This is a genomic window from Paenibacillus harenae (assembly GCF_030812415.1).
In the GTDB taxonomy this organism is placed as follows: Bacteria; Bacillota; Bacilli; order Paenibacillales; family Paenibacillaceae; genus Pristimantibacillus; species Pristimantibacillus harenae_A.
Window position 1 is genome coordinate 1 of the sequence record NZ_JAUSST010000001.1, and the last position, 19,056, is coordinate 19,056.

17 protein-coding genes are annotated in these 19,056 nt (G+C 45.7%); 15 read left to right on the forward strand and 2 right to left on the reverse strand.

The annotated features are described in order from the left end of the window. Positions 1-88: IS66 family insertion sequence element accessory protein TnpA (gene tnpA, locus J2T14_RS31070; RefSeq protein WP_444939709.1), on the reverse strand; the 88-nt coding region annotated here is incomplete at its 3' end. A gap of 232 nt (positions 89-320) precedes the next feature. Here tnpA and J2T14_RS00005 point away from each other — a divergent pair. From J2T14_RS00005 to J2T14_RS00070, 14 genes are all read left to right on the forward strand, one after another. After that, the gene (locus tag J2T14_RS00005; protein ID WP_307466519.1) at positions 321-1,352 is read left to right on the forward strand and encodes an ABC transporter substrate-binding protein; all 1,032 of its coding nucleotides are present in this window, start codon (positions 321-323) and stop codon (positions 1,350-1,352) included. Positions 1,353-1,366: 14 nt separating this feature from the next. Beyond that, on the forward strand, positions 1,367-2,395 hold the full coding sequence (locus tag J2T14_RS00010) for a FecCD family ABC transporter permease (RefSeq protein ID WP_307466521.1): 1,029 nt from the start codon (positions 1,367-1,369) through the stop codon (positions 2,393-2,395). After that, entirely contained in the window at positions 2,388-3,446 is a 1,059-nt protein-coding gene (locus J2T14_RS00015) for a FecCD family ABC transporter permease (protein ID WP_307466522.1), read from the forward strand. Before J2T14_RS00010 ends, J2T14_RS00015 begins: the two co-directional genes overlap by 8 nt. A gap of 1 nt (position 3,447) precedes the next feature. Then, the gene (locus tag J2T14_RS00020; protein ID WP_307466525.1) at positions 3,448-4,755 is read left to right on the forward strand and encodes an MFS transporter; all 1,308 of its coding nucleotides are present in this window, start codon (positions 3,448-3,450) and stop codon (positions 4,753-4,755) included. Positions 4,756-4,825: 70 nt separating this feature from the next. Next, positions 4,826-5,635, forward strand: a complete 810-nt coding sequence (locus J2T14_RS00025) for an AAA family ATPase (RefSeq protein WP_307466528.1) — start codon at positions 4,826-4,828, stop codon at positions 5,633-5,635. A gap of 258 nt (positions 5,636-5,893) precedes the next feature. Next, entirely contained in the window at positions 5,894-6,256 is a 363-nt protein-coding gene (locus J2T14_RS00030) for a DUF1304 domain-containing protein (protein WP_307208584.1), read from the forward strand. A 446-nt stretch (positions 6,257-6,702) separates the two neighbouring features. Continuing rightward, positions 6,703-9,318 carry a phosphoenolpyruvate synthase gene (gene ppsA, locus J2T14_RS00035; protein ID WP_307466531.1) on the forward strand — a complete coding sequence of 872 codons (2,616 nt, stop codon included), beginning with the start codon at positions 6,703-6,705 and terminating at the stop codon, positions 9,316-9,318. A 192-nt stretch (positions 9,319-9,510) separates the two neighbouring features. After that, positions 9,511-10,083, forward strand: a complete 573-nt coding sequence (locus J2T14_RS00040) for a TetR/AcrR family transcriptional regulator (RefSeq protein WP_307466534.1) — start codon at positions 9,511-9,513, stop codon at positions 10,081-10,083. Positions 10,084-10,270: 187 nt separating this feature from the next. Continuing rightward, positions 10,271-11,023, forward strand: a complete 753-nt coding sequence (locus tag J2T14_RS00045) for an SDR family NAD(P)-dependent oxidoreductase (RefSeq protein ID WP_307208587.1) — start codon at positions 10,271-10,273, stop codon at positions 11,021-11,023. Positions 11,024-11,047: 24 nt separating this feature from the next. Next, positions 11,048-12,046: an NADP-dependent oxidoreductase gene (locus J2T14_RS00050; protein WP_307466537.1), complete on the forward strand. Its 999-nt coding sequence runs from the start codon at positions 11,048-11,050 to the stop codon at positions 12,044-12,046. 109 nt (positions 12,047-12,155) lie between these two features. Next, on the forward strand, positions 12,156-12,938 hold the full coding sequence (locus J2T14_RS00055) for an SDR family NAD(P)-dependent oxidoreductase (RefSeq protein ID WP_307466540.1): 783 nt from the start codon (positions 12,156-12,158) through the stop codon (positions 12,936-12,938). A 238-nt stretch (positions 12,939-13,176) separates the two neighbouring features. Beyond that, on the forward strand, positions 13,177-13,455 hold the full coding sequence (locus tag J2T14_RS00060) for an ArsR/SmtB family transcription factor (RefSeq protein WP_307208590.1): 279 nt from the start codon (positions 13,177-13,179) through the stop codon (positions 13,453-13,455). Positions 13,456-13,546: 91 nt separating this feature from the next. Next, complete coding sequence (locus J2T14_RS00065; RefSeq protein ID WP_307468542.1) at positions 13,547-13,930, forward strand: VOC family protein; 384 nt, start codon at positions 13,547-13,549, stop codon at positions 13,928-13,930. Between the two features lie 421 nt (positions 13,931-14,351). Next, a complete protein-coding gene (locus J2T14_RS00070) occupies positions 14,352-15,521 on the forward strand; it encodes a styrene monooxygenase/indole monooxygenase family protein (protein ID WP_307466543.1) in 1,170 nt (389 codons plus the stop codon). 276 nt (positions 15,522-15,797) lie between these two features. On the opposite strand, the gene J2T14_RS00075 is transcribed toward J2T14_RS00070, so the two are convergent. Then, a complete protein-coding gene (locus J2T14_RS00075; RefSeq protein WP_307466546.1) occupies positions 15,798-17,384 on the reverse strand; it encodes a S8 family serine peptidase in 1,587 nt (528 codons plus the stop codon). Positions 17,385-17,618: 234 nt separating this feature from the next. On the opposite strand from J2T14_RS00075, the gene J2T14_RS00080 reads away from it, so the two are divergent. Continuing rightward, positions 17,619-18,647, forward strand: coding sequence for a phosphotransferase enzyme family protein (locus J2T14_RS00080; protein WP_307466549.1), 1,029 nt, complete (start codon positions 17,619-17,621; stop codon positions 18,645-18,647). The last annotated feature ends 409 nt before the right edge of the window (positions 18,648-19,056 follow it).

Below are 19,056 nucleotides of genomic sequence, written 5' to 3' on the forward strand. Positions count from 1 at the left end.
AGCACCAAGCTTTCATCGTGAGGCCACTTGCCCGATAGTCAGCGATACGTGTGTGCCAATCTTGTCTGCGTTGTTCTTTGGCATTCATGAGTTACTCTCCGTATTCAGGTTAATCTCATGATCTCATAGTTAGGTTAGTAGTTGAAGGTGTGGAGAGTTTGACGCTAAAAAAGCTCTATCTCCGTTCATCTTTGATGAACGGAGATAGAGCTTTTTTATGAAAGGTAAACATAAAAAAACAGTTTGACATATTTATTAGTAATGATTACTATTAACTATTAGTAATCATTACTATTATTCGAAAGAAGGGGCCCATTGAAATGTCTAGAACTAAAATGAAGGTCAGCTTATTGGTTATAGCGGGAATGGCCATGTTGGCAGCATGCAGCAATAACACAAGTAATAATAAGGGGGATGTGTCTAGCCCCGCTCCAACGGAAACGATAGAACCAACAATCCTGCCTGCTTCTGAGGCAGTATTTAAACCGATTACTATAGAAGACGATACTGGTGAAGCACTTGTGTTTAATAAGCCGGTTGAGAAGGTTGCTTGCGTCGTCTCGCTATGCGTTGACGTTCTTATTGAACTGGGGATGGAGCCGATTGCGATAGCTGAGAGCGGGGTTCGTACCATCGCAACCTCGCCAGAGTTTTTCGGAAGTAAGGGTGAGTCTATTCCTTCCATCGGCGGAAGCTTTTTTGAACCAAGTATTGAGGATCTCGTAACTGCAGAGCCTGATTTGGTCATAGGATTGAAGGGAGTACACGATTCGTTGCGGGAAGGATTGAAAGGAGTCGTCCCTCTAGTCCTTTCTAATCCTAGTAACTATATGGAATCTATCGCTTTTCTCGAAACTATCGGGAAACTGACAGGAAAAACGTTGGAAGCTGAAGAAGCAAAGCAGCGCTTCTTAGACAAACTGAACGATGCCATGGTGAAGGCTCCTAAGAATAAGAAAGCATTGATTATTTTCGGATCAGACGTGAATTTCTCAGTAGTAACTGGATCCGGGCTTGGCGGTACGGTAATGAAAGAAATTTCAAACTATCCTTGGAAGGTAGAGAAGCCGGAGGACGATCCATACGGTGAAGGCAGTGTTCCATACTCGTTAGAGAAGTTGCTGGTCGAAAATCCCGATGTCATTTTTGTTGAAAGCTATTCTTTCAGTCCAGGTACGAAACCGATTTCCGAGCAACTTGCGGCTTCCCCCATCTGGAGCAAATTGAAGGCAGTTCAGAACCAACAAGTACATGAGGTTCGCTCTCCGATATGGGGAGATGGCAGAGGGACACGCTCGTTAGGAATTATGTTGGATGAATCGCTTGCCATTATGTATCCGGACTTATTCTAGGAGGAACTACATCCATGATGAATAAACCTCATTCAGCTTTAGCCGGAAGAAGAATACTTCTTCCGGTTTTTATTTTATTATTCGTACTTGCAGGCGTGTTCGCCGTCAGTATGAAATTTGGTACTCCCACTATGACTATGCACGGACTTTTCGACGTTTTATTGACCGGCGGCGGGGAGGAGCTTGGCCGAATGATTGTCAGGGAAATACGCCTTCCCCGATTTCTGCTGGGATTATTGGTCGGAGCTATGCTCGCGGCTTCCGGCACCCTGATGCAAGGAGCGATGAACAATCGACTAGCCGGTCCCGAACTGCTTGGCATATCGGCCGGTGCATCATTGACAATGGCATCGATTACTGTATTCCATATGCCGATTGCATTTCAATTTCATCCCTTATTTGGTTTAACGGGAGGTCTAGCAGGAGGAGCTGCAGTTGTACTTTCGTCAAGAGGAAGCAAAGGGGCAACGGGTATGTTGCTAATGGGTATGTCCGTTACCGCAATTCTAAACGGCCTATTAATCGTGCTGATTGCCCTGGGGACAAGTAACGATGTGAACTTGCTCTACACCTACTTGCTCGGTTCGTTGGCCAATAGAAGTTGGGAGCATGTCGACAGAATGCTGCCTTGGTTTTTGGTGATGCTGCCCGTGGCGATGTTTTTCACGCGAGCGATCAACCTGCTTCAACTTGGCGATGATACTGCCTCCGGGCTAGGACTGAAAGTCGATCGAACACGAATCGTGATTTTGATCGTCTGTGCGGGGCTCGTTGCGATTTCCGTGGCGCAATGTGGACCAATCGGTTATATTTCCTTACTTGCACCACATTTGACTCGTCTTTTTCTCCGGTCTTCCGATGCTCGCTTCGTTCTACCCCTATCGGCATTATGCGGTGCGGTAATGCTCACAGCTGCGGACCAGATCGCCCGCCTCCTGCTTTCACCGCTGGAAATCCCCGTGGGGGTTTGGACAACCTTGGTTGGGGGCTCTCTATTTCTGATTTTTTTACAAAGACACAGAGGGGGCAGTATCCATGGATGAGTTACCACGAAAAAAGGCTATGTCCATCAAGGTAAGATTCCAGATGACAATAGGGATATTGCTGATTGCTCTTGCGGCTTTCGTCATTTTACATCTTGCATTTGGAAGAACGATGATGTCATTAGAAGAAGTATTGAAGGCTATACTCAATTCTTCAGAGGATAGAGGTCGGCATCATATCGTTTGGAACCTGCGACTTCCAAGGGTGCTAATCGCAATTGCGTCGGGGTTGATGCTTGGTTTGGCCGGGGCTATTCTTCAAGTCATCATGCGTAACCCTCTGGCAGAGCCGGGTCTGATTGGTGCTTCCGCAGGTTCGGTTCTGTTCGTAGTACTTTGGATGCTGTACGTGTCAGGAGATATGTCAACCAATGCGATGCTTCCGTTCGTTGCTCTTCTTGGCGGGGTTATAACAGTGGGTGGTATTTATTTTCTCAATGGAACAAACGGTAATAACAACTTGCGATTGGTGTTGACGGGAGTCATCGTGACTTCTATCCTTCAATCAGCAACTTCGTTACTGCTGCTGAAAAGCCAGGATGGACTTGCATCCATATTGTTATGGAATTTCGGATCCTTGAATGGCAGGGTTTGGGCTCAATGGAATAACGTCTGGCCTTGGGCGCTAGTGCTGTTTTTACTATCTATGTTGCTAGCTCGTAAAGCGGCCCTCTTGCAATTGGGAGATTCGATAGCTGCGGGACTCGGGCTTCCGGTTAATCGCACGCGGCTGATGCTGCTGCTCATCGCGGCAGCTCTGACCGCGGCATCTGTGTCCGTAGTCGGCGCAATCGGGTTTATCGGGTTAATCGGTCCTCATATTGCGGGTTTATTGATTGGCCGCAATCCCGTATATCTGTTCCCGGCGAGCGCCTTGTTCTCCGCTGTGCTGTTAGTTGCTGCAGATTGGATAGGCCAAAGTATATCTGTGAACTTTTACCTTCCCGGCATGGAGCATCACGTAACAACATTGCCGGTTGGGGCAGTAACAACATTAATGGGTGCACCGTTTTTTATATTTTTACTCCGCAGAACTTTGGTAAAGAAGTGAGGTGTCGATTAGATTGTTTAACAAGGGTATACCGCTTTGGACAATTCACAACTTCAGAAGGTATTACATGTTTAATTTATTGAGCTATCTGGGTTCCGGAATATCGATGGTGGCACTCCCGTTTTATATTTATGAACAGACCTTGTCACCGATTTATACATCGCTTGTAGCGGCAAGTTCCAGCACGCCGTACTTATTGTTCGGCCTATTCGCTGGTGTATTAGCTGATAACGGCAATCGGAAACGGATCATGATCGGCTGCAATTTATTTTGCGCCGCCGTACTTGCCAGCGTGCCAGCCACCGCTTTGTTAATGGGTTATACATCGCCACTCCAGTTACTCGTGGTATCATTCCTGGTTGCAACAGCCTTTGTTGGTATGGATTCGGCTAGCCATGGCGCGCTGCTTCAATTAGTGGGAAGGCAGAATCTCGTCGCTGCTAACAGTCTTTTAATCTCTTCGGATACGGTCATCCGAATTGCGAGCCCGGTAATTACAGGAGTTATCATCACTACTTTCGGTGCTGAAAGGGCGATTGCTGTAACGGCAAGCTGCTATTTGATCGCTGCATTGCTCGTTTGGTCCATCAAGCAATCGCTTCTAGTGGCGCAATCTACGAATGTTGGTGGGATCAAGCCTAAACTGTTTTACAAATTAAGAACTGATATAGGCGAAGGCCTGTCCTACATTTGGTCTCAGCCGCTTATTCGCAGCTTGACGCTGATCGGATTCGGGAACAGCTTTGTAGGCGGAATGGTAACTGGTTTAATCGTCGTATTCGGAGCGCAAGTGCTCGGTTTTGCCGATGACGCGCCGCAGCTCGGGGTATTAATCACTTGCGGCTCGTTAGGTGCCTTGCTGGCAAGCATGAGCCTGCCTACGCTCCGCAGACGATTCAAGCCGGGCAGAATCACAATTATTGGACTAGCATTGAATGGGGTATCGCTGCTTGGTTTCTCTCTGAGCAGCCAGATGACGGCTGTCTCGTTATTTTATTTGTTCTGGAATTTAAGCAGCACGCTGATCATTATTAACGGAATTACATTGAGGCAGCAGTTGACACCCGACCATCTTCAGGGCCGGGTTCATGCAAGCAGCCGCATGATCGCATATGGCGGATCGCCGTTTGGATCAATGCTGGGAGGAATGACGGCAGCGGGGTTAGGCGTGCAATCTGCCTATATGTTCATGTCTATATTAATGATCATATTGTTTGTCATTGCACTTCTAACGCCTCTGCGCAGCTATATTATCCATTCTGATTCAAAATCGCAAGAGGCTTTGCAAAATGATCATTCTTCGTTATAATTAAACGTAACTATTACGATTAAAAATAAATTACCGCCATTGCGCCGCACATGATAGGAGCCTAAAACCAATGTCCAATAAAAATGCAAACTCTCGGCTTCCACGAGCAAAAGGAATAGAAATGGCAACGTATTATGCGCCAAAAGACTGCGTAAAAAAGGTTAAGCGTATTGTTCTTCCCCCAATGAATCGACAAATTGTCGAAGAGTTCCTTGTTATCCTTGGCATGAAAGAAAGATTTATCCAATATGATGTACCGATTCCTAACAAAGTTGTTATGTACGGGCCGCCTGGAACTGGTAAAACGTTAACTGCGTTTTATATTGCGACGCGGCTGGAGGTACCGCTTCTACTTGTTCGATTGGATGCGATCATCCATAGTCACCTTGGCGAGACAGCAAGTAATGTTCGAAAAATATTCGAATATTCGAAGGCTATGCCATGTGTATTGTTTCTTGATGAATTCGATGCGATCGCTCGGACTCGTGAAAATAATGATGAAGTGAAAGAAATGGCAAGAGTAGTGAATACTTTGCTTCAATGCTTGGATGAATTCGAAGGAGAGAGCATTCTCATCGCAGCAACTAACCTTCAAGAAGAACTGGATAATGCTATATGGCGTCGATTTGATACGAAAATGACTTATAGCTTGCCAGACGAAGACAGCAGAAATGAATATATAAAATTGTTAATCGGCGATTTCGAGCAAAAGGGGGACATTCTTAACACGACATCGGAGTTATTGGAGGAATGTAGTTTTGCCGATATAGAACAAATTATTCTTAAGGCAAAGCGCAAAGCAATTATCGAAGACAGTCCCCTTTGCCCAACGCACATTGATATTGCATTCAAAGAGTACATGCCTAGACTTAGGGAGTAAATTCAGCGGTATTTAGCAAAAGCCGCAGAAATGATATCAAACGAATTGGTACAGGAAATACAGAAGTATGTTAAAGGTAAGCATCTTTCTCCGAAAATGACCGTTGGAGCAAGCTGGCAGCAGCGGAAAATTTGCGTCTGCGGACTATCTGCAGACGATGCCGATTGGATTTGCCTTGCCAATCTTGTTTCCGACGATTAGAATACAATTATTGGCTTTGGAACGGGCCTAATCCGAGGAACGGAGAAGTGAAATTTTATGGTCATATGGGGTGTTATTCTCGTAGCGCTTGTTGCCTTGGAGCATATCTATATCCTTATTCTGGAGATGTTTCTATGGACCAAGCCGCGGGCCATGCGAATCTTCGGCACGACGAAGTCGTTCGCGGAGCAAACCAAATCGTTGGCGGCCAATCAAGGGCTTTACAACGGTTTTCTGGCGGCTGGTTTAGCATGGGGACTGCTGCATCCGGATGTCCTATTCGGACGGCAGATCCAATTGTTTTTCCTAGCCTGCGTGCTCGTTGCGGCGGTCTTCGGAGGTTTGACGGCGAAGCGGTCGATTCTCGTCACCCAGGGACTCCCGGCACTTATTGCGCTAATCGTTGTTCTTCTGACATAGTACCTACGCCGATCTAAAAACCGCGCAGCTTATAGGCTGCGCGGTTTTTAGAGTTTATTCGATCCAATCTGGTCACAATCCTTAGAAAACGTGAGCATTTTAGGAGTAAAGTGATTCACCGTAGATAGGGATTAGCTTAAAAAGAACCCGATGTAACTTCAGGATTTCCAGGGTTGCATAGGACCGCTAGGGAACTATGCAGCAAATGGAATTCGGCTCGGACCATGGTTTTTGATGTGACAACGATGGCGGGAAATCAAAAAAGAACCTATGCAGATTTATCAGGTTCTTTTTATTGTATATAAACAGACACGATGGTATAATCAGATTGCGATTGCATTGAGTTACTTAGACATAACTGATGCATCTTACACTTTAAATGTACCATGCCGGTAAACTCTTGTCAAATGTTTTTTTCTCAAATTAATGGATAGGAGAGATGTTGAATGAGTTCTTTGGTTCTCGGTTTTCAGGAAATGGAAAAAACGCAGCTTTTGCTCGTTGGCGGAAAAGGGTTGAATTTAGGGGAATTATCGAAAATGGAAGGAATACGAGTACCTGAAGGATTTTGTGTTACAACAGCGGGATATCAAAAGGCCATCGAACAAAATGAAACGTTTCATGCTTTGCTCAATCAACTAACCGTGCTTAAAGCAGAAGATCGAGATCAAATTAGTGAAATCAGCAGGAAGATTCGACAAATCATTATGGAAGCAGAAATTCCTTCCGATGTTGTGAAAGCAGTTACTCACTATCTCTCCCAGTTTGGTGACGAACATGCTTATGCCGTGCGTTCCAGTGCGACTGCCGAAGACTTGCCACATGCCTCTTTCGCCGGTCAACAAGACACCTATTTAAACATCATCGGCAAAGAAGCAATCATGAAGCATATCAGCAAATGTTGGGCTTCCTTATTTACGGATCGCGCGGTAATTTACCGTATGAAAAATGGATTTGATCACAGTCAGGTTTATTTATCCGTTATCGTTCAAAGGATGGTCTTCCCACAGGCTTCAGGGATTTTATTTACCGCTGATCCGATGACTTCCAATCGAAAACTGCTATCAATCGATGCCGGTTTTGGACTTGGAGAAGCGCTGGTCTCTGGCTTGGTCTCTGCCGATTGTTATAAAGTAGAGGAAGGGGTAATCGTCGATAAGAGGATTGCAACCAAAAAATTGGCAATTTATGGGCTAAATGAAGGCGGAACAGAGACAAAGCAGATCGAACCCGATCAGCAAAAGACTCAAACACTCACTGAACAGCAAATTTTACGATTGGCACGCATCGGAAGACAGATCGAAGCTTATTTTGGTTGCCCGCAAGATATCGAATGGTGTTTGGTTGATGATACCTTTTATATTGTCCAAAGTCGGCCTATCACTACTTTATACCCCATTCCTGAAGCGAATGATGCAGAAAATCACGTTTACGTATCTGTCGGTCATCAACAAATGATGACTGACCCCATGAAACCATTGGGATTGTCTTTTTACCTGTTAATTACTCCTGCACCCATGCGTAAAGCTGGCGGAAGGTTGTTTGTCGATGTTACAGCTATGCTGGCTTCACCTTCCGGCAGGGAAACTTTAGTAAATGTCCTGGGAAAATCCGATCCGCTCATAAGAGACGCATTCATAACCATCATTGAGCGCGAAGATTTTATCAAATCGTCACCAGAAGGCGAAAAAGAACCGGGTCCCGCTAAAAGCAATAAAAGGATCTCGCCTGCGGATTATCAAACACAAATCGAATACGATCCGACAATAGTTCCTGCTTTGATCAAGCGTAGTGAAACATCGATTAACGAGTTAAAGCATAACATCCAAACGAAATCAGGATTAGGTTTATTTTATTTTATTCTGGAAGATATCCAAGAATTAAAGAAGGTTGTAACTGACCCGCAAAGTTTTAGTGTAATTATGACTGCCATGAACGCTTCAACATGGATCAACGAAAAAATGGAGAAGTGGTTAGGTGAAAAAAACGCTGCAGACACGCTTTCTCAATCTGTGCCAAACAATATCACTTCGGAAATGGGTCTGGCGCTATTGGATGTCGCAGATGAGATTCGTCCTTATCCGGAAGTCATTGAGTATTTAAAACATGTAAAAGATGATAACTTTATGGATGAACTGGTTAAGTTTGATGGTGGAAAGGAAACCCGGGACGCTATCTATGCTTATCTGGGCAAATATGGAATGCGATGTGCCGGTGAAATCGATATTACTAGAACCAGGTGGAGCGAAAAGCCAGCTACACTTGTCCCCATGATTCTTAATAATATCAAAAGCTTTGATTTTAACGCGAGTCATCGGAAATTTGAGCAAGGGCGACAGGAAGCTTTGGAAAAAGAAAAAGAGATATTGGATCGATTGAAGCAATTACCGGATGGTGAAGAAAAAGCCCAAGAAACAAAACGAATGATCGACCTGATCCGGAATTTCAGCGGGTATAGGGAATATCCTAAATACGCCATAGTCAGTCGCTACTTCGCTTATAAGCAGGCTTTACTGAAAGAAGCCGAACAACTCATACAAGCGGGCGTTATACATGAAAAAGAAGATATTTACTACCTCACTTTTGAAGAGCTTCACGAAGTCGTACGCACAAATAAACTGGATTACCAGATCATTGGCAAACGAAAAGACGAGTACAAATTATATGAAAAACTAACTCCGCCACGGGTTATCACGTCCGATGGCGAAATCATTTCAGGTAAATACAAGCGAGAAAATCTCCCTGCCGAAGCTCTTGTAGGTTTAGCGGTTTCTTCCGGAGTTATAGAGGGGCGAGCACGCGTCATCTTAAACATGGAAGATGCCGATCTGGAAGACGGAGATATATTAGTCACCGCCTTTACTGACCCTAGCTGGACACCTTTGTTTGTATCTATTAAAGGTCTAGTCACCGAAGTTGGCGGACTGATGACCCATGGAGCGGTTATCGCGCGTGAATATGGCTTGCCCGCAGTCGTCGGGGTTGAAAATGCTACCAAACTGATAAGAGATGGGCAACGAATTCGCGTGCATGGAACAGAAGGGTATATCGAAATATTATAAGGGCTGAATGCATCAAGTAAGAGCCTTTGTCATATTAGTCGGCATTAAATGAAACTTGTCATGGATAAAAGGGCGGTTATCCTGTTCGTCCTTTTATCTATGAGAAGATTACTGTCGGGTGACAAAAACATAGTATCATTCAGTTTGCTGATCGTTTACTTAAATGTATAATGATTGTCTGAGGTGATGACAATGGCAAGATCCAAAGAATTTGAAGTTAATGAAGTATTGGATAAAGCAATACAACTGTTTTGGACACAAGGATATGAGAAAACTTCAATGCAGGAATTAGTTGATTTTATGGGCATTCATCGGAGAAGTATCTATGATACGTTTGGGGATAAGCATGCCTTGTTTATGAAAGCTCTGGAACGGTATGAAGCTAAGCAAATTCAAAAAATGAGATTCCTCGTTGAAAAGAAAAAGCCGGTCAAGGAAATAATCCGAGAAGTATTCGAATCGACATTGAGAAATGAAGGAGAGCCGCTGGGATGTTTACTTGTGAACTCGGGTGTGGAATTGGGCGTATTAGATCCGGAGGTTGCATCCTTGGTTGAGGGAAGTTATTCCAAGACTGAAGATTTTTTGAATCAACTTCTTCAGGAAGGGCAGCAAACCGGTGAAATCAGGGCAAACCTTGAAGCAAAAGTTATGTCCCGCTTTTTAACGAATGCCTGGTCGGGACTACGCACATTGGTTAAGACTACGACGGATCAACAAAAGCTAAAGGATATCGTTGATACGACGCTGGCTGTACTAGATTGAACGTGATAACTGGATCATTTTCTAGGCATAGGTTGGATTTATTCCTTTCGAAAAAAAATTCTTTACCAATCGTTCTAGAAATGATAAAGTAAATGCAAGTTAGATCTGACTTTTTTTATTCTTATTAGAATGATCGTTCTTTAATTAGATAACACACATGAAACTGAACTTTGGAGGAGAAATTAATATGAAGTACACCGTGATCACAGGAGCAAGCTCCGGCATTGGATATGAGACGGCATTGGCGTTTGCTGCACGTGGCAAAAACTTGGTTTTGGTAGCCAGAAGATTGGACAAATTAGAAGAGCTTAAATCGACGATCCAAGATAACCATCCTGAGTTAGATGTTGTGATTCATTTAAGCGACCTATCGGTTACGCATCAAGCCTATAAACTGTATAACGATTTAAAGGAATATCAAATCGAGACATGGATTAATAATGCAGGGCTTGGTGAAGGCTCTTTCGTAGCCGAGCAGAAACTGGAAAAAGTCGAAACCATGTTACGCGTTAACATCGAATCCTTGACCATTCTTTCAACACTGTATGTGCGAGATTATGCCGACGTAGAAGGAACTCAGTTAATTAACGTATCATCAGCACTCGGATATGTCATAGCTGTCGGTAGTGTTGCTTACTCTGCATCTAAATATTATGTGAGTGCCTTCACTGAAGGGCTTGCTAAAGAACTCGAATTGAAAGGCGCGAAAACAAAGGCGAAAATTCTAGCACCAGCCATAACGGAAACGGAATTCGTGAAAAAATCAATCGATGTCGAAGAATTTGATTATACAGCCAATATGCCTAAGTACCATACTGCCAAGCAGATGGCGAGCTTCATGCTTGATCTTTTTGATAGCAACGAAGTGGTGGGGATTGTAGACCAGAATTATGATTTCAATTTGAGAGGGCCAATCTATCCGATCTTTGAAGGGCTGTAATAATTCATAGAAAGAGGATAAAACATGAGAGCAGCGCAAATGCGCAAGTATTCAAAAAACATTCAACTGGAACTGAATGAAACGGAAATACCGGCAATCCATAGCGATGAGGTTCTCATCAACGTAAAAGCCGCGGGTGTAAATCCATTAGATATTCTAATTATTAATGGCAATGTTCGGTTGATTTCTGATTATAAATTCCCAATAACTTTAGGCAATGAACTATCCGGCGTTATTGAAGCCGTAGGAAAAGAGGTTGTGAATTTCCGTGTGGGTGATCACGTTTATACGCGATTGCCGATGAACCAAATTGGAGCTTTTGCGGAATACGCAGCGGTAAAGGAAGAGGCTATAGCCATCATGCCTAAACATCTTTCGTTTACTGAAGCAGCGGCTGTACCCCTCACTGCTTTGACGGCCTATCAAGCATTACATGATATGCTTCATGCTCAGCCCAATAAAAAGCTGTTTATTCCTGGAGGTACCGGAGGCTTTGGTGCAATGGCAATTCCTATCGCCAAATCCATGGGTTTGTATGTCATTACAAGCGGCAGCGAAAGAGGCAGATCACGGACCCTGTCGATTGGCGCCGACCAATTCATCAATTATAAAGAAGAGAACTATGCTGACGTTCTATCCGACATTGATTATGTGATCGACACCTTGGGAACCAAAGAGATCAAAGCCGAAATGGGTATTCTAAAACCCCAAGGAAAATTGGTATCCTTAAAAGCTGCGCCAAATTATCAATTTGCGGCTGATCGGAATTTTCCATTATGGAAAAAACTATTGTTTGGCTTAGTTGGGTCCCGCATCGATTCTTTGGCACGCAAGCATCAAATTGAATATCGTTTTATATTCGTGCAGGCCAATGGCAGTCAGTTACAAGAGGTCACTAATCTTGTCGAACAAGAAAACATCAAGCCCTCAATAGACTCCGTTTATCATTTTAATGACATTAACAAGGCATTGGTTAAAGTCTCTACTGGCCATTCGCAAGGCAAAGTAATTGTAACGTTCTAAGCCGAGCTCTCGAAGCTGGATTTCCGATGACAGAGACGTATATCTCTTATAGCATATATTTTTTCGTTTTATTAGAACGATCATTCCCTAATATGAGGTGGATATCACAATGAGAAGGACTGTTCTTATTACAGGGGCTTCCGGTGGGATCGGTAAAGAATTAGCTGATCGGTTTGCCAAGGGCGGACATAACATAGTTCTGGTAGCTCGCAGCAAGAGTAAAATAGTGGAACTCGCGCAGGAATATCAAAAAAAACACGGTATTCAGGCAACGGTCATCGCCAAGGATGTGGCGGCACCAGGGGTACCCGAGGAAATCTTCACGGAGCTCAAGGAGAAGGGGATTACCGTTGACTATTTGGTCAACAATGCCGGCTTCGGTTTGTTTGGGACATTTATGGAAACGGATATGGAGCAAGAAGTGAATATGATTGACGTTAATATCAAGGCTCTGACGGTTATGACGAAGCTATTCTTGCCGGATATGATCAAACGCGGGCAAGGTGGGGTGATGAATGTAGCTTCCTTGGTAGGTTTCTTCCCAGGACCGATGATGTCTGTTTACTATGCGACGAAGGCGTACGTGTTGTCGTTCACCGAAGCTTTGGCGAACGAAGTGAGCGGAACAGGCGTGACTGTAACCGCATTATGCCCGGGGCTGACGTCAACCGGCTTTGTTGATCGTTCTGGTATGGGCGCCTCGAAAATGTTGAAGGGCGCGATCATGGAAGCTGGACAGGTGGCTGAAGAAGGGTATCGAGGCTTCTTGCGTGGAAAGACATTAATTATGCCCGGTGTCCGCAACCGTTTCATTGCGTTTATGCCGCGGTTGCTGCCTCGTATGATGATGACTCGTTTAGTTAGAAGGTTACAGGACAGGACGGAGCATTGATTCAAACGGGAAACTGAAGTAGGAATAAGATCCAGGAATCTGCCTGATTGAGGCTGTTAGAAGTGAAGATTATCGTTAGCTCCTTAAACACAAAGACGGGGGTGTCTCAAAAGGGTCACCCTCGAATTTGTGTTCACTTTGAAGCATTAAAATTTTTTTATAATACGATACCTTGAACATGCAACTTATAAGTTGCTTATTCTTGACGAGCAACCACAGGGTTGCTTATAATCGATATATGAAATGGGACAAAGACGCTATATTCAAAGCACTTGGCGACTCGACTCGGCGGACGATATTAGACGAACTATCCGAACGCAACGAGCAGACGTTGTATGAACTTACGGTACGTCTTATTACGAAGCACGACCTTGCCATTTCGCGACAGGCGATCGCTAAACACCTTTCTGTATTGGAAGATGCAGGGCTCGTCAAATCAGAAAAAAAGGGGAAATTTCGAGTGGTTATTTTCAATAACGAACCACTGAAAAATTTACTGAAAGGATGGATTGAGTAGTTTTAATTAAAAAGTTCTGACGAATGTACTGGTTGGAGCGGATTGTTAGCAGAGCACCAACGTTGCAAATATCAAAGGAGGCAAAAACATGATGAAAATCATTGTTACCAGTCTATTCGTTCAAGATCAAGACAAGGCATTGGAGTTTTATACAGAAACGCTGGGCTTTGTTAAAAAGCATGACGTTCCCATGGGGAAATTCAGATGGATAGCGCTTGTTTCTCCCGATGAGCAAGATGGTACCGAGCTTATACTCGAACCGAATGAACATCCTGCCGCCAAAGAGTATCAAAAGAAGATATTTGCCGAAGGCGTCCCAGCAACAATGTTTGGCGTTGCAGACATTCATAAAGAGTACAATCGATTATTGGAAAACGGCGTGAAGTTTACTATGGAGCCGACAAAAATGGGCGAATTCACAATTGCTGTCTTCGACGATACATGCGGCAACCTACTTCAGATTATTCAGAAGTAATTTTATGACGAAATATCGGCACTTAAAAGAAAAAGGATTAAAAATACAATAGCGCTCGCTGTGTCTCGATTTGCCAAAAGAATTCGCTGTTCTTCGCAGGCTTCCGGGAGTGCCTTAAACCTCCAAAATTTTCGTTTTGCGTATATAATTGATTGAGTGAAAGCTTGAGTAAATCAGGCTTTTTTTTTATACGGAAATTGATTTCGAAGAAATGTCGATACGCTCTGAGTTGCGTTAACGGGATACGTTAGCAACAACTGCGGCAGCCGGTTCAGACCGAGCAGTCTTATGAAAATCAACCGGAGGGACGAGTAGCTGCCCACTTGGCAAAATTACTACATCGCATAGGTAATAATTCCCTTATGATCGAATAAAATATTCGGGATTCTTATAGGAGTCCTTTCAAAGGGGGAGATCATTTATGAGCAAACGGATTGGAATTATCGGCAGCGGTACCGCCGGACTGCAGCTAGCCTATTCCTTACATAAGGATTTCGACGTAACCCTGCTTCATTATGAGGAGCCGGATGAGATTCGACGCGGGCGAATACAGTCGACCCAAGTTCATTTTCATCCAACGCTTCTTAGGGAGCAGCGCTTTCTTATGCCGGAAACGGACGCGGCCCCTTCCATTCGAACGATTCATTTCAACATGGGCCAGCAGAAGTTATTCGTAGGGAGACTGAAGGGCAAGGCAACGTCTGTCGATCAGCGCTTGGCCTACGCCAAGACGATGGATGATTTGGCGCGGCAAGGCGTACGCTTACGCAATGGCCGCGTAATGCGGAACGAGTTGGAGTCCTTGGCTGAATCGTATGAACTATTGATCGATGCCACCGGTAAATCCGGACCGCTGTTCTCTTTCCCGGTTGATGCGGAGCTTACGCCATTCCTTACGCCTCAACGCAAATGCATCGTCGGTTATTTTACGGGGGTATCTCCGGTTGAACCCGAAGGGATTTCGATAACGGTACTCCCCGGAGCCGGCGAAATGTTTGAAATTCCCGCATTAACCGAACAAGGACGCGTAACTATTTTATTTATAGAGGCGCAGCCTGACGGAATATTGGATGCCTTTAAAGGGGTAAGGACAGCTCGAGATTTTACGGACCGGATGAAGAGCATCGTGCAAGACTATTTGCCGGAAGTTTACGGGCGTATCGATCCGGATCGTTTCTCTCTGACAGATGAGGCCGCATATCTCCAGACTGCAATCACGCCTGTTGTTCATCATCCGTATTTCATGCTGAATGGCACTTTGGTGCTGGGATGCGGGGACAGTGTGATCCTTGCAGATCCGATCACGGGTCAAGGCTGCAATACGGCCTCCTATTGTGCGGAGCAGTTGTTTGAGACCCTTATGGCACACAAGGAATCCCCATGGGACGAACAAATTGGAATCGATTATCGGAACCGAACCAAATCCTATGTAACGGCCGTGACGGAATGGACGAATGCCATGACAGAACCACTGCCCGAGCATATCGTCCAAATGCTTATGCAGGCAGCAACGGATCAAGAGACTGCCGACCGTATAGTCCATTGGTTCGAGAATCCGCCGAAAGCCCATGAGGCATTCTTCCTGACATAATAGGAAAGCCATCCAAGCTCGGATAACCTTAAAAAGACATGAAACCTGCATAATTTGCGGGTTTTGTTTTTTACTAATCCGAACGAATAGCAGGAGTAGAACTGGGATGATTAAACCCTTTGGGTCGGTTTTTTACGGTAAAATACCGGAGGATCTGTTACTCCTTACGGATCGTGACAGAGATTACCTAATGAGAAATATAGCTCATAATACAACAGCGGAAGCCTAGGACTTTAATTTGTCCAGGGCTCCCGCTGTTCTTCTCCATGCCGCGATTTACAAGCCTTTCGCCAGAGTGACCGCCGCATCCGCTTGAACGAGACCGTAACCGTATGAATGATCCCGACCGGAAGCGCCTAGGTCCAGCGAGCTGTTCCGGAGGACGCTGCGAATTTGCTCGTTGGTGAGGCTCGGATTCGCGGACCAAGCGATGGCGGCTACGGCCGAGACATGCGGCGTAGCCATTGAAGTGCCTTCAAAGTAGTCGTAATCCCACTGGGAAACATGGACGAGCCCGCTACCGAGCCCGCCGCTCCGGATGTTGCTTCCGCTGTTATAAGATACGGAGACGGCGGGAATCCAGCTGCCTTCGGCGCCTAACGTGAAGCTGCCTGCGTCTTCAGGGCTAACTGTATCGTTGTTTGCAATGATAGCTCCAGCCGCTCCTTGAGTCATGACGTTCTGGAGCTTCTCTGTAAAGGTGATATCCCCCCGATCGATGAAGGCGATCCAGGATCCGGTTTCGGGTTTGCCGTTACACGATGTAGTGGAATCGGCCAAGCCGCAATCGACCAGAGGTCCCGTTGCATTGCCGACGTTGGAGAACTCGATGATGTTGTTCCGATAAGGCGTTTCCGTCCCGTTCTCTGTTTCCATTACCGTTCCCTTCAACGCGGTGCCCTGCGGCACACTGGATAACGTTCCTACTCCCGGGGCAACCAGCTCCTGATCTTTACCGAAATTGGAAAATCCGGCGAGAGCCAGGTTGCTGTCGACGGCGCCCACAGCGACAACGGAATCGTACTTGGCGGGGTAACCGATTTTGCCGCTGTCGTTTCCGCTTGCCGCGATGCTGAGCATGTTATTCATATAGGCAAGATCGAATACTTTCTGCTCCGTTCGGGACGGCTTGCTGCTGCCGAGGGAGAGGGTTGCGATATTTGCATTATTTTCCTGGCACCAATTCATGCCGCTGATGACGCTGCTGGTCGTACCGCTGCCGTCGTCGCCCAACACTCGCGCGATATAAAGGTTAACGCTTGGAGCAACTCCGATCCTGCTGCCGCTGGCATCGGTCTGCCCGGCAATCGTGCCTGCAACGTGGGTGCCATGCCCGTCCCCGTCGCGCGCATCCGGATGACCGTCATTGACAAAATTTTTGCTCGCTTTTATGATCGAAACGCCATTTCGAGTAAATTCCGGTTGATCGTAGTCAATGCCGGTATCAAGCACGCAAATATTGATATTCGTTCCAGTGGCATTTTGGCTCCAAGCTTGTTCGGCATGAACAGCCTGCAATCCCCATGTTAGCGCCCCGTCGGAATACGAACCACCGTCACTCGTTGCATAAACGGGGCGGTCCTCCTCGATATAGCTGACATTGGGGTTACGCGCCAGACCGGATGCGGCGGCTTCCGAAGCTTCGATATGCATCGCTTCAAGGTTGGCCCAATGGGATGCAATCCGGACGCCCGGTACATGCAGGGCCTTTGTTGAAGCGCCGGGCTTTAACCCGATTAGGTACGAATGCTTCTGGGATTTGTCAGTTGGAGCAGCTGCAACTACATTGGAGGCGAGGAGCAGGACGACCGTCATGGAACTTAACGCTTTAGATACAATGCCGGCTTGAATCCATTTTTTCATTACTCATTCTCCTTTCGTTTCGCATGGCTACTCAGATTACATTCGTCTAGTTCCAGTAAATTCCTTCAATGAATCACTAAATTTGGTCGTATAGTACTACAATTAAAAATATATTTGCTGACAGACATACGAAACTACTAAAATGTATATTAATTGGATAGATTGGTGTCGAAAAAAGGAAATCGTATTCATGTGTGCAATATACGATCATTAGAACAATGGAGGGCGGTCGTTATGGAGCGGGAAGTAGAGAGGCTGTTCGGGGACCATATTCTGCGGGAAGCCGCAGACCGGTTCGGCCTGAAGGCAGATGCATGGTCGAAGCTGGGTGATTTTGAAAACTACGTGTACGCTGCGTGCATGGACGGTACCGACGTTGTTTTGCGGCTGACCCACAACAGCCATCGAACGCTTGACCAAGTGAAGGCGGAGCTGGATTGGATCGCGTATCTCTCGGCATCCGGCTTGGAAGAAGAGATTTCCGGATGTCTCCCGTCCCTCAATCATCTTCTGGCTGAACGGATTGATGCGGATGGTAACGACTCCTACTTTATAGCCTGTCTGTTCCGGAAAGCTCCTGGCAAACGCCCCGATACCAAGGATCCGGCCGACTGGAACGCTAATTTGTTCAGGGAATGGGGAGCGGTAACGGGACGGATCCACCGAATCACGAGAGGGTACCGCCCGGCCGTGCCTGAAGCTCCGCGCCGACCCGATTGGGACGAGGATGAGCTGATCTTAGAGTCGAACCGTTACATTCCGAAGGAAGAGCACATCGTTCGGGAAAGGCTAACGACGGTGCTTGCCCGTCTTAAAAGCTTGCCTAAGCCGGCCGACGGTTACGGCCTTATTCACACCGACATGCATTCAGGTAATTTTTTTGTGGAGCAGGGGCGCATCACGGTCTTCGATTTCGACGATTCGGCGTACAACTGGTTCGTTCATGATCTGGCCATCCCGCTTTACTATTCCGTAAGCAGAGGAGTTCCAGAAGCATATGCCGGAGACCGGACCGCCTTCGCCCGGGACTACTTTCAGGCATTCTGGAAAGGGTATGCGTCCGAGTACCGTCTATCTCCGGAATGGCTCGACTGGCTTACGCTCTTTCTGGAGATGAGAGACCTGACGCTCTATTTGGTTATTCATAAAAAGATGGATGTGACAGCGCTGCCGGATAATCTCAGAGACTGGTTCGGAGAAATCCGGGAACGGATCGTCTCCGGACGACCGTTGGTGGAGCTCGATTTTCGGGGACTCGTGTAAATCGTCCGATTACGCTAAAAGGCAACTTTTAAGCTTAAACGGGTACGTTAGTTGAATAAAACAGCGGCAGTCTAAGACGTTATTTTCCGTCCAGGGCTTCCGCTGTTTCTTTTTTGGAGGTCCCCTTCCAAGCTGGATCATCAATCACAGTGTTTCTTGTTCCGGTCGATGCAAAAAAAGTGTTAAACGGCAAAAATGTGCAATCCTTCCGAAAAACAAATAATGCAAACAGGTTCAAGAATGTGCAATATACATCCATTTTTGTAGGATTTAGAATGAGTGTGAAGTTGGCTGATCATATCTTTTTGAATAGGATCATGAATCATCAATTTCCAAAGGGGGAGGTATGGAAGCTGTCGTTTGGATTCTTCCAATGAAAAGCAGCAAGACAAACAACATTCACAAGCAT